The sequence below is a fragment of the Bacillus paranthracis genome (assembly GCF_024296885.1).
GTDB lineage: Bacteria > Bacillota > Bacilli > Bacillales > Bacillaceae_G > Bacillus_A > Bacillus_A paranthracis.
Genome location: NZ_CP101135.1, coordinates 4,803,012 through 4,815,308, shown reverse-complemented (window position 1 = coordinate 4,815,308; position 12,297 = coordinate 4,803,012). Strand labels below are relative to the sequence as shown.

Annotated in this window: 11 protein-coding genes; all 11 read left to right on the top strand. The window is 32.9% G+C overall.

Annotated elements, in window-relative coordinates:
* Nucleotides 1-41 precede the first annotated feature (41 nt).
* The 11 genes from NLJ82_RS25035 (at nt 42) to NLJ82_RS24985 (ending at nt 12,270) form a co-directional block, all read left to right on the top strand.
* Nucleotides 42-746 (top strand): response regulator transcription factor, encoded by a 705-nt coding sequence (locus tag NLJ82_RS25035; RefSeq protein WP_000032498.1) that lies wholly within the window; start codon nt 42-44, stop codon nt 744-746.
* Nucleotides 730-2,238: a sensor histidine kinase gene (locus tag NLJ82_RS25030; protein ID WP_000718089.1), complete on the top strand. Its 1,509-nt coding sequence runs from the start codon at nt 730-732 to the stop codon at nt 2,236-2,238. The genes NLJ82_RS25035 and NLJ82_RS25030 overlap by 17 nt, the downstream gene beginning before the upstream one ends.
* A gap of 251 nt (nt 2,239-2,489) precedes the next feature.
* Nucleotides 2,490-2,849, top strand: a complete 360-nt coding sequence (locus tag NLJ82_RS25025) for a YxeA family protein (RefSeq protein WP_000709439.1) — start codon at nt 2,490-2,492, stop codon at nt 2,847-2,849.
* Between the two features lie 42 nt (nt 2,850-2,891).
* Nucleotides 2,892-3,653, top strand: coding sequence for an ABC transporter ATP-binding protein (locus tag NLJ82_RS25020; protein WP_000047325.1), 762 nt, complete (start codon nt 2,892-2,894; stop codon nt 3,651-3,653).
* Nucleotides 3,654-3,668: 15 nt separating this feature from the next.
* Entirely contained in the window at nt 3,669-5,522 is a 1,854-nt protein-coding gene (locus NLJ82_RS25015; RefSeq protein ID WP_000576403.1) for an FtsX-like permease family protein, read from the top strand.
* A gap of 577 nt (nt 5,523-6,099) precedes the next feature.
* Nucleotides 6,100-6,777, top strand: a complete 678-nt coding sequence (locus NLJ82_RS25010) for a response regulator transcription factor (RefSeq protein WP_001250236.1) — start codon at nt 6,100-6,102, stop codon at nt 6,775-6,777.
* 346 nt (nt 6,778-7,123) lie between these two features.
* The gene (locus NLJ82_RS25005) at nt 7,124-8,137 is read left to right on the top strand and encodes a siderophore ABC transporter substrate-binding protein (protein ID WP_000753432.1); all 1,014 of its coding nucleotides are present in this window, start codon (nt 7,124-7,126) and stop codon (nt 8,135-8,137) included.
* Between the two features lie 19 nt (nt 8,138-8,156).
* Complete coding sequence (locus tag NLJ82_RS25000; RefSeq protein WP_000041829.1) at nt 8,157-9,173, top strand: ABC transporter permease; 1,017 nt, start codon at nt 8,157-8,159, stop codon at nt 9,171-9,173.
* Entirely contained in the window at nt 9,170-10,234 is a 1,065-nt protein-coding gene (locus NLJ82_RS24995) for an iron chelate uptake ABC transporter family permease subunit (protein WP_000631129.1), read from the top strand. The genes NLJ82_RS25000 and NLJ82_RS24995 overlap by 4 nt, the downstream gene beginning before the upstream one ends.
* On the top strand, nt 10,231-10,983 hold the full coding sequence (locus tag NLJ82_RS24990) for an iron ABC transporter ATP-binding protein (protein ID WP_000590066.1): 753 nt from the start codon (nt 10,231-10,233) through the stop codon (nt 10,981-10,983). The genes NLJ82_RS24995 and NLJ82_RS24990 overlap by 4 nt, the downstream gene beginning before the upstream one ends.
* Nucleotides 10,984-11,310: 327 nt before the next feature.
* Nucleotides 11,311-12,270 carry a nuclease-related domain-containing protein gene (locus NLJ82_RS24985; RefSeq protein ID WP_000635755.1) on the top strand — a complete coding sequence of 320 codons (960 nt, stop codon included), beginning with the start codon at nt 11,311-11,313 and terminating at the stop codon, nt 12,268-12,270.
* Nucleotides 12,271-12,297: the final 27 nt, after the last annotated feature.

The following is a 12,297-nucleotide window of genomic DNA, read 5'->3' as shown; positions in this document are numbered from 1 at the left end:
AGAAAAGCATAAGTTTTGGAATTTACATCGGAGGAGATTTTATGAGTAAAGAAACAATAATGGTAGTGGATGATGAGAAGGAGATTCGAGAACTCATCGCCATCTATTTAAAAAATGAGGGATATAGGGTCTTGCAAGCTGAAGATGGAGAAGAAGGGTTAGAACTACTAAAGAAAAACGAGGTGCACTTAATTGTCCTTGATATTATGATGCCCAAAATTGATGGCATCCACATGTGTATGAAGGTGAGAGAAATAGCAGAAATGCCTATTATTATGTTATCTGCAAAAACGCAAGATATGGATAAAATTTTAGGACTAACAACAGGTGCAGATGACTATGTTACAAAGCCTTTTAATCCATTAGAACTCATTGCTCGAATTAAGTCACAGCTTAGAAGATACATGAAAATGAATGGTGGAATAAGCGTACAAAATGAAAACGAAGTTGAAATTGGAGATATGAAAATCAATGTAACGACACATAAAGTAACTATCGCTGATCAAGTAGTAAAATTAACGCCGAGGGAGTTTGCTATTTTAGAATTACTTGCTCGCAATCAAGGAATGGTAATGAGTGCAGAACAAATTTATGAAAGAGTGTGGAAAGAGGAAGCTTTTCAATCTGATAATACCGTGATGGTACATATTCGGAAAATACGTGAAAAAATTGAAGAAAACCCGAGAAAACCTCGGTACGTTAAAACTGTTTGGGGAGTAGGATATAAAATTGAAAAAGATATTTAAATTATTTCATCCTTTGAATAATAAAATTAAAAGGATGTTTAAAAAATTGCAATGTTATATTTTAAAAAGTATTAGAATACAGCTCATTACAACCTTTTTTCTCTGTGCATTACTAGGGTTTGTTGTATCAAGGGCCGCAGCTCCACTTGCTGAAGGAGTAAATTCAACAGCTTATGTTGACTACAGTACTGGTATGAAGATTATTAACTTTCAAGCAAAGCAAATTGCAGAAAAAGCAATAAGCGAGAATAAAATAAATAGCCTACAAGAAATAATTAATAGTAAGGCTGAAGAGGATACAACTGCTTTAAAAGTATTGATTACAGATGAAACTGGAAAGGTTTTATATAAAACGAAGCAAGCACAAGAAGTAGAAATTAATTTGCATAATACAATTAGCAATGTAATGAATTTTGCAGTAAATCAAGTTAGATTTAATAAAGATGCTTCAAATAAAGAGGAAATGCGTAAAGAGTTCCTCACCTTTTATCCAATAACGGTTGAAGGTAAAAATTTATATATGTTTGTAAGCGGAATCCCAGAAGGATCTATTACTTATGATATAAAAGAGGGAGTTTTCCCAACACTTTTAGGAGTTATTGTATTTATTTTTTCTTTCTTTTATATGACTAAGAAAAAAATGAAAGAGATTGAAGTAATGGTACAAGGCGTAAATGAAATTGCAAAAGGAAACTTAGCATATCGAATTGAAGAGAAGGGACAAGACGAAATGGCTTTGTTAACAAAAAATATTAATCAAATGGCCAAAGGACTTATGGTGAATATAGAAAAAGAGAGAGAAATTGAACGACAAAAAAATGAATTGATTACAAATGTCTCGCATGATTTACGCACACCGCTTACTTCTATCATGGGATATTTACGTTTATTACAAGATGCAAAGTATGAAAACAGGGAACAATATGACGAGTATATAAAAATTGCTTTTTCAAAATCTGAACAACTCAAAAATTTAATAGAAGATTTATTTGAGTATACAAAATTAACGAATGAGAATATTGTGCTAGAAAAACAAGAGATATGTATCAATGAAATGTTAGATCAATTAATTGAAGAGTTGGTTCCCCAAGCTGAAGAACATGGTCTTTCAATTACGAAAGAGTTTCCAGAAGAACGAATACATGCTGTAGTTGATCCGGAGAAAATTGTTCGTGTATTTGATAATTTATTAATGAATGCAATTAAATACAGTAAGGATGAAGGAGAAATTAAAGTTTCTCTACAACGACAAAAAGAAACCATTCAAATTTCTGTGAAAAATCCAAGTGAAGAATTTACAAAAAAAGAGCTGGAACATTTATTTGAACGCTTTTATAAAAAGGATCAGTCAAGAAGTAGAGTCGCGGAGGGGTCTGGCCTGGGACTAGCGATTGCTAAAAGCATAGTTGATATGCAAGGTGGAGATATTCGAGCAAAATATGAAGATGGACTGGTACAATTTATTATTTCGCTACCTATTGCTGCAGATTAACAGCGTATTTCTATTATTATTCAAGATAGCCGAAACAAATTAAATATGTACTTGTATTGCAAAAAAAGAACTCTTATAAAAAGAGTTCTTTTTTTTAATGTGAAATTTTTTGTTAAGAAAAACTTAAGAAACTATCTCACTTTTTGTTAAGAAACACTCTTTATACTAAAAAATGTGTTAGAGAGTATATTCATTCTAAAAGAATAGATGATAACAAAATAAATCAAATAAGAAAAAAGGTGGAAAAGAAAATGAAAAAAGCATTGATTGCAGTTTCAGGATTAATTGTTGTAGGAGGTGGATTATTAACTTATGTAGGTGGAGAGACAATAGATAGATTTAATCCACTGGTAAAAGAAAAAGATGTATACGTTCATACAGAAGGTAAAGCGAAACCTGATCCTGAACACGAGGGTAGAAGATTCTATTATGTGTTAAACGGGGTTGATGAATCAGGTAATGAGAACACAATTAAAGTGGGTGTTAATGGAAAAGATGAGTTTCCAGATAACTATTTAAAAGTTCATGTAAAAGGAAAGTATGTTTATAAATACGAAGAAGTACAAGAAGAAAAAGTTCCTGAAAAAGCAAAGGAAAAACTAAAACAATAAATAATGGATATTTCAAGTAAAAAGAAAAGGTAGGAGAATATAATGAGCAAATCAGTTGTAAACGTAAAAAATGTTCAAAAAGTGTACGGTAAAAAAGGCGAGAATCAGTCGCATGCTTTACGAGATGTATCGTTCTCGATTCAAGAAGGTGAATTTGTTGGAATCATGGGACCATCCGGATCAGGAAAAACAACATTATTAAATGTAATTTCAACGTTAGATGCAGCAACTGGAGGTATTATTGAGATTGCTGGTATCGATATCACAAAAATGAAACAAGGAGAACTTTCAGATTTCCGTTCTCAAAAATTAGGTTTTATTTTTCAAGATTTTAACTTGCTCGAAAATCTATCAATTTATGAAAATATTGCATTGCCACTTTCATTACAAGGTATTGCTTCTAAAAAGATTGGACCAAAAGTAGAAAAAGTAGCGGGAATGTTAGGGATTACAGAAATTCTTCGAAAGTATCCATCTGAAGTATCTGGTGGACAAAAGCAACGTTCGGCAGCAGCACGTGCACTTGTGCATGAACCAGCAATTATATTAGGGGACGAGCCGACAGGAGCGCTTGATTCAAAAAATGCAACAAGTCTTTTAGAAGCAATGAAAAATTTAAACGAAAAACAAGATGTTTCCATTATGATGGTTACTCATGATGCATATAGTGCGAGTTATTGCCAGCGTATATTATTTATTCAAGACGGTAAGTTGTACAAAGAGATTCATCGTAATAGTACACGAGAATCATTTTATAAAGAAATTTTAGATGTACTGGCGGATTTTGGTACATCTAAAGAATAAGAAAGGAACTACATTATGATATTTAAACTTTCTATGTCAGGATTAAAAAGTAAACTAAAAGATTATATTGTCTTATTAGTTGGTCTTGTTATGTCAATTTCAATTTTTTACATGTTTCAAACGTTAGCTTTAAATAAGGCATTTGTTAAAGCAAGTACTTCTTTTCGGTCAATTGAGCCTGTTTTCCAAACTGGCACAGTCCTATTAGCAATCATTACATTCTTTTATGTTCTATATGCAAATTCTTTTTTAATGTCTCTTCGCCAAAAAGAATTTGGGATGTATATGATGTTAGGGGCAAAAAAGCATAAGGTTACAACGCTTATGTTTCTGGAAACAATTGTAATCGGCGCAGTATCCTTAGTAATTGGACTAACAGTAGGAATAGGGTTTTCGCAAGGGGTAGGTAAGCTCCTTATGAAGCAATTAGATTTCACTATAGATGGTTATCAAGCGTTTTACCTACCATCGATGTTAGTTACCTTTATGTTTTTCTTGGTGATATTCGTACTATCTGCCATTATGAATAGTGTGAAATTATCAAGAACTTCTGTTCTGCAACTTGTACATGCAGACGCTTCAGCAGAACGTACAATAAGCAATGGAAAGTGGACTTGGGTAATTTCATTTTTTGCTGTTCTTTTATTAGGAGCGGGCTATGCTTCCATGATTTATATAAATAAACTTGAAGAGCAAGGCTTTATGATTGCAATGTTAACAACTACCGCAGGAACGTATATGTTATTTGCTTCTGTTCTTCCGCTTATTATTAAGAAGTTGAAAAGCAATAAAAATTATAGTGAAAAAGGCCTTAATGCTTTTACATTTGCTCAATTAAACTTCCGTATTAACAGTTTAACGAAGGTACTTGCGACAGTAGCAATGTTAGTAGCACTTGGTGCCGGAGCAATTTCAGGTGGAATGGCGTTCAAAAATAATATAATGAAATCAACTGATGATATTGTGATATACGATGTAGTCATTCATAATCCAACAACAGAAGAAAAGAAAATTGTAGATGGTATTACATTTAATGAAAAGAATGAATATCGTTATAAAGTGGATGAGAAATATATATATAGTTTAAAAGAAGATCTAGAGAAAAAAAGTCCACTTGTGAATCTTGGAAATAAAAAAGAAGATAGAGGGAAAGTAAAACGAGTTTCTCAAAATCTTCCCGTAGGAGCAATTCCCAAATACGCTGTAGAAAATAAAGAGAATATAAGTATCATTCCAGATGAGTGGAATCAAGCCTTATATAGCATTTATCCAAGTTATTTAGGTTATAATGACAAAATACAAAAAATAGTAGATAAAAAAATGTACGATAAAATACAAGAAAAAGAAAACATAGTGTTAATTGGAAAGACGGATGATTTTGAATCATATTTAGACAAATGGAAAAAAATTGACGAGTTGCAGCTAGTTAAATATAAAAACGTCAAACTTGAGGATATATTTAGTAAATATCAAATGTATAATATAGTAAATGCTAGTGCTAGCGGAACGATATTTATGGGCTTCTTCTTAGGCGTTGCTTTCCTTGCGATGATGGCAAGTTGTTTAATGTTTAAGATACTTTCCGGTGCTTCAAAAGACATTGTGCGCTATGAAATGCTACGTAAAATTGGTGTTCGCCATGAATTATTAACAAAGTCTATCTATAAAGAGTTATTCTTTGTATTCTTGTTCCCAGCTATAGTAGGAATTGTACATGTTCTACTAGGTATGAAAATTTTAGGATTTATATTAATCGATCCATATTTCCGTATTTGGTTACCAATTCTGATTTTTGTAGTTATTTATTCCATTTACTATTTCGTAACAGTTCAATTATATAAAGGAATTGTTCTTCCGAAAGAACGATAGTAAAAAATACCGAGTATATCCTACTCGGTATTTTTATGGTTGGAGGTGACAGAATAACAGTATTGTTTTATTGTACTTGTGGTAACTTTTGGGTAGAGTTACACTTTGTATGATATGAACTATAACTTTGCCAGGTTGGTGAGGTTATAGTTCTTTTTGTTTTTAGAAGTAGAAAAACGTGTATCTCACTACGCAACAGATATATTTTTATATTCTTTCCCAATTAGTTTAGAGAAAATTACGGTTGATTTTTCTTTTGCACCACCCAGTCAAATGTTTGTTTTTTAGTTTTCTGCAATGGGGCTGGTTTCTTGAAATAGAAAATGAAGAAATGGTTATGGATGATAAGCAGGTAGATACTATAGCTGATCGTAAACGCCCGATTGGTGAGTTTCTATCAATAAAATCAATTTATTCAAATCTTAATATGTTTTGTGTTTCTATCTATACCTATTGTAAGATTATATAGAGTTCTCCTAATAAGCTGTTTTAATGGATTTTTTAGGGGTTTAATATTTATAAATCTTAAATAATTTTTTATGTAACTAAGTTATATTGAAGTAGAGGTGAACCATCGGTGAGGCAGGTGTTAGTAATTAAAAATGAACGGTCTTTAGCAAAGAAAATCGTAAGCGGTTTAAAGGAAGAAGGCCATTTCATTTTAAAACTTCACAATGAAAACGAAGGTTTAAATATAGCATATGAACAAGATTGGGATATTATTATATTAGATTGGGATTCATTAAGCATATCTGGACCGGAAATTTGCAGGAAAATACGACTTGTTAAAATGACACCCATCATTATTGTGACCGACAATATTTCTAGCAAGGATTGCGTAGCAGGGTTACAAGCTGGAGCTGATGATTATATAAGAAAACCATTTGCGAAAGAAGAATTAGTAGCAAGGGTGCAAGCTATTTTAAGGAGAAGTAACTGTAACCAGCAAAATGAGATAACCTTTTATCAGTTTAAAGATCTCTTTGTTGATGCATCTAGCAATATTGTGAAAAAAGGTGGTAAAAATCTCTCGCTTACGAAGCGTGAGTACGATTTACTTGTATTTTTAATCAAGAATAAAAATACAATATTGAGCCGTGAAATGCTTTTGAACCAAGTTTGGGGACATAACGTAGTCGTAAATCCAAATGTAGTAGACTTATATATTGGGTATGTAAGAAAAAAGTTAAAGTGTGAGAAGAAAAATAGATATATTCAAACAATACATGGCAGAGGCTATTCAATGGTTGAATGATAAAAATAAGATCATAAAGTAGTTTCTGTGAAATATGAAAAGACAGAAACTATAAAAAGAAGATTGCTATCAGGAAATAGTCATTTTTTTGCAGTAGAAACCATGTTTTATAAGGTGTGGGGGATGGATCTGCTGCGCATTAGTTGAGACTGTATCAAATTTATTTTTAATTTTATTAACTCACACCATTCACAAGATTTTCACATAATTAATGACTATACTTATTTACAGGATATTCAAATGAAAATGATTATCAATATTGATTTAGGTGAATAGCAGTTATTATCTAATTCAATCTTTGGAAGTCATCATTTTCGAAATAAATTACATAATAAGGAGTATACGTATGAAAAAAACTATGCTTTTAAAATTAGTAAGTATTCTAGCAATTTTCACTTTAATGTTAGTAGCTTGCTCAGATTCAGGTAAAGAAACTTCGAAGGCTACTAAAGATAATGGTAGTGATAAGCCAAAAACGGTTGAAATCACTGATGCGCATGGAAAAGTTACTGTTCCTGTAAATCCAAAGAATGTAGTTGCTTTAGATAATAGAACGTTTGAAACTTTAGCTGATTGGGGAATTAAATTAGCGGCTGCTCCAAAGGATATCATGCCTGCTGATTCAGCATATAAAAAGGATGAAAAAGTTCAAAATATTGGGAATCACCGTGAGCCAAATCTTGAAATTATTGCCGCTGCAAACCCTGACCTTGTAATTGTTGGTCAAAGATTTGCTAGCCATTACGAAGAAATCAAAAAATTAGTACCAAATGCAGCAGTTATTGATCTTAATGTTGATGTTTCTGAGAAGGCTACTAAGCCTGGAGAAAACTTAGTAAAAGGACTTAAGGATTCTACTGTTACTTTAGGAAAAATCTTTGATAAAGAGAAAGAAGCTAAAAAATTAGTAGCTGATTTTGATAAATCTATTGAAAATGCAAAATCTGCTTATAATGGAAAAGATAAAGTTATGAGTGTTATCGTTACTGGTGGTAATATCGGTTTTGCTGCGCCGCACTCTGGCCGTGTTTGGGGACCAATGTATGAAATTTTCGGTTGGACTCCAGCATTAGAAGTTTCTAATTCTACTGCAGGTCATAAAGGTGACGACGTTTCTGTTGAAGCTATTGCACAAACAAATCCTGATTGGCTGTTCGTATTAGATCGTGATGCTGCAACATCTGATGCAGCTAAGTCAGCTCCTGCTCAGGATGTTATTTCTAAATCACCAGCTCTTCAAAACACAACTGCTGTTTCTAAAAAACAAGTTATTTATGCACCAGCAGATACTTACACAAATGAATCAATTCAAACTTATATAGAGTTATTTGGAAATCTTGCAAAAACTTTAGCTAAGTAGTGTAAAGGAGTACGAAGCAGTGTCAAAAAATATAATTTCTAGGGTTGAGAATATTTCTCAACCCCAGTTTTATAATCACAATAAATTATGGACAAAATCTTTTATAATAGCGATTATAGTTGTTATAATTTTAGGGATTATATCACTGTTTACTGGCGTTTATGATATACGTGGACAAGAGGACGGAATGGAGATGTTTTTCATCACTCGTGTTCCGAGAACAGTTGCATTAATGCTTACTGGAGCTGCAATGGCGATGGCAGGGCTCGTCATGCAACTTATTACACAAAATCGATTTGTTGAACCTACTACAACGGGGACTATTGAATGGTCAGGCTTAGGCCTGCTTTTTGTGTATTTACTATTTCCTGCCCCAACTTTAGTTCAAAGAATGACTGGTGCAATCATTTTTTCTTTTATAGGAACTATGATTTTCTTTCTATTTTTAAGAAGAGTTAAGCTCCGTTCGTCTTTAATTGTCCCGATTATTGGATTGATGCTTGGAGCAGTTATTTCTGCAGTGTCTACTTTTTTGGGACTCCTTTTTCAAATGACGCAAAGTATTGAAGCTTGGTTTGTAGGTTCATTTGCTAACATTCAGGTGGGAAGATACGAATATTTATGGCTGATTGTTATCGTTACTTTGCTTATTTTTATGTATGCGAATAGATTGACTTTAGCTGGACTAGGAGAAGATGTTGCAACAAGCCTTGGAGTTAATTACAACCGAATTGTTCTTTTTGGAACGGCCCTTATTTCTTTTGCCGTTGGAATTGTTGCAGCTGTTATTGGAAATTTACCTTTCTTAGGGTTAATTGTTCCAAATATTGTTTCCATGTTTAGAGGTGATGATCTTAGAAGTAATTTACCTTGGGTGTGTCTGATCGGAATGGGGACAATAACTGCCTGTGATATCATTTCTCGAACAATTATAAAGCCTTTTGAATTACCTGTTTCTTTAATACTTGCATCAGTAGGAGCAGTCGTGTTTATTACTATTTTATTGAGAAAAAGAAAACCAAGGAGGCTACGATGATCACATTAGATTATAGAAATAAAGAAAATGTCGAAGTCGATTCTAGCCTTCATAATGAAAGTAGATCAGCTAGCGCTTTTCGTTCTAAGAAGGAAGCAAGACGTTATTGGATTGTACTGATAACATTGATTGCTTTAGGCCTCCTTTCTTCATATGGACTTTTAGTGTATAACAATCCAGTTCCGATAGATTCACCTTCTTTTATCCCAGTTGTTAAGAGAAGGATTGTAGCTATTGTTGCAATGATTATTGCAGCTGTTTGCCATAGCTTGTCGACAGTTGCTTTCCAATCCATTACGAATAATAAGATTATTACTCCTTCGCTTTTAGGTTTCGAATCACTGTATTCAGCAATTCATACGAGCACAATATTTTTCTTTGGTGCTAGTGCATTGATCAATTTTAATGGAATTGGATCATTTTTATTTCAAGTCGTTGTTATGGTCCTCATGAGTTTGATACTTTATGGATGGCTACTTTCCGGTAAATACGGGAATTTACAACTTATGCTTTTAGTTGGGATTATCATTGGCACTGGACTAAATTCTATGTCAACTTTCATGAGAAAACTACTAGCGCCTTCAGAGTTTGATATTTTGCAAGCGAAATTATTTGGCTCTGTTAATCATGCAGATCCTGCCTATTTTCCTATTGTAATTCCGATGATCATAATTGTAGCAGTATTAATTTTTGCTCATTCTAAGAATTTGAATGTTTTGTCGCTAGGAAAGGATGTTGCTACTTCTTTTGGAGTTAAATATCAACCTAGTGTAATTTATACGCTTGTATTAGTAGCTATTTTAATGTCTATTTCAACAGCTCTAATTGGGCCACTTACTTTCTATGGATTTTTAGTAGCAACTTTGAGTTATCAGGCGGCATCGACGTATGATCACAGATATATTTTCCCAATGGCTTTTGCAATCGGATTTTTAATAATGACGAGCGCATACTTTTTAATGTATCATGTATTCCATGCTCAAGGTGTAGTTTCAGTTATTATTGAATTATTTGGTGGAATTATATTCTTAACTATAGTTTTAAGGAAGAGGGCTTTATGATAAAAATTGATAATGTTAAAAAGTTCTATACTGATAAGGTAAAAATAGGACCTTTGGATATTGAAATACCAAAAGCGGGCTTTACTTCTTTAATTGGACCAAATGGTGCTGGAAAGTCTACGACACTTTTGATGATAGGAAGACTTTTAGATATGGATGAAGGTCAAATCCAAGTAGCAAATATGGATGTTTCTGAATCCAAATCAAAAGACTTAGCAAAAGTTTTAACTATATTGCGACAAGAAAATCATTTTGTAACGAGGCTTACGGTTAGACAATTAGTTGGATTTGGACGCTTTCCTTATTCAAAGGGAAGATTAACGAAAGAGGATGAAGTTATTATTTCTAAATATATCGACTTCCTAGATTTAACGAATTTAGAGAATAGATATTTAGATGAGCTTTCTGGTGGTCAAAGACAAAGGGCATATGTAGCGATGGTATTGTGCCAAGAGACTGAATATGTACTTTTGGATGAGCCGCTAAATAACCTTGATGTTGCTCGATCTGTTCAAATGATGGAGCATTTGAGACGTGCGGCTAATGAATTTGGAAGAACAATTTTGACTGTTATGCATGACATAAATTTTGCAGCTAAATACTCTGATAAAATTTGTGCGATGAAAGATGGACAAATTGCTGCTTTTGGAACAGTAGAAGAAGTTATGGACTCAACACTTTTGACAGATATTTTTGAAACAAAAATAGAGATTATTAAAGGTCCTTATGGGCCGATTGCTGTTTATTAGTTATAAAATGTATACTGTAGCTGCTGTCTATATTTTGTAGGCAGCAGTTTTTTTGCGATTGCATTTATAAAAAAGTTATTTTACATAAGGTGAATGTGATTCTCTCGTTTTTAAAATGTCGTAATCAAAAGAGAGGAGTAACATTATGCTTACAGTGCGATTTTAGATGTGGTGATATACTGTTTATGAGTACTTGTTGTGTCGTTTTTTGTCGGTAAGTCGATATTCTATGTCGAATCGTCGATATAATGAAAAAATCGTTGATATATTGTGAGTTATCGTCGATATATTTGAAAAATCGTCGATATATTTTGGGGAGGGCTAAAGATGATTGTGAAAGAACGGCAAATGCCGATTTATTTACGGCAATTAGAAGCGTTATTTAGGCGATTACCAGCTCATCATCCGAAACGAGATATGATTGTAGAAAGTTTGGCGAAGCATAAGGCTGGTTATAAAGGTGAACAAGCTATTAATTATCCGCTAAGTTTTCTCTCGGAGGAAAAATATCGTATTTTGCACGATATAAGGTTGTTTGATCAAAATTACCATTTTCAAATTGATACGATTATCATTTCAGCATATTTTCTTCTTTTCCTCGAAATAAAAAATATAGCAGGTACGTTACTATTTGATTCAAAGTTTAATCAACTTATTAGAATATCAGAGGGAAATTCAGAAGGCTTTCCAGATCCAATTCTACAAGTGAAAAGACAAGAGGAACAGCTTAGGAAATGGTTGAGTCTAAATGGATTTTCTCGTTTTCCAATTGAATCACTTGTTGTGATTAGTACCCCCCGAACTATTATTAAAGCTTCAGATGATAATCTCCTTAATATAATTATCCACAGTGCAAATTTACCTAATAAAATCAAATGGTTTGAGAGTAAATATAAGAAAAAAGCTATAAAAAATGTAGATATTCTTATTCGTCAAATAGTAGCCAACCATGCTCCATTACGGCAAAATATTCTTGAACAATTTAAAATTAAAAAAGAAGAGTTGTTACACGGTGTACAATGTGAGGTATGTTCTGTACTACCAATGTTTAAATTGAAAAAAGGCTGGTATTGTTCGAACTGTAAAGCTATCTCTAAAGTGGCGCATGAGTTTGCTTTAAAAGATTACGTACTTCTTATTGGTGACACTTGTACAAATATGCAGTTGAAGAAATTTCTTAACGTTCAATCGAGTGCGACTGTCAAAAGACTCCTCCAAACAATGAACATCCCACACACTGGCACCAACAAAGGACGAACCTATGATTTAACCCACCTCCAATTATAATTTTGCTATAATAAATATGTACTTATA

Bases quoted from the DNA above. Each gene is read 5' to 3' on its own strand.
- NLJ82_RS24995 (WP_000631129.1), top strand. From the start codon at position 9,170: ATGATCACATTAGATTATAGAAATAAAGAAAATGTCGAAGTCGATTCT.
- NLJ82_RS25025 (WP_000709439.1), top strand. From the start codon at position 2,490: ATGAAAAAAGCATTGATTGCAGTTTCAGGATTAATTGTTGTAGGAGGT.
- NLJ82_RS25005 (WP_000753432.1), top strand. From the start codon at position 7,124: ATGAAAAAAACTATGCTTTTAAAATTAGTAAGTATTCTAGCAATTTTC.
- NLJ82_RS25035 (WP_000032498.1), top strand. From the start codon at position 42: ATGAGTAAAGAAACAATAATGGTAGTGGATGATGAGAAGGAGATTCGA.
- NLJ82_RS24985 (WP_000635755.1), top strand. From the start codon at position 11,311: ATGATTGTGAAAGAACGGCAAATGCCGATTTATTTACGGCAATTAGAA.
- NLJ82_RS24990 (WP_000590066.1), top strand. From the start codon at position 10,231: ATGATAAAAATTGATAATGTTAAAAAGTTCTATACTGATAAGGTAAAA.
- NLJ82_RS25020 (WP_000047325.1), top strand. From the start codon at position 2,892: ATGAGCAAATCAGTTGTAAACGTAAAAAATGTTCAAAAAGTGTACGGT.
- NLJ82_RS25015 (WP_000576403.1), top strand. From the start codon at position 3,669: ATGATATTTAAACTTTCTATGTCAGGATTAAAAAGTAAACTAAAAGAT.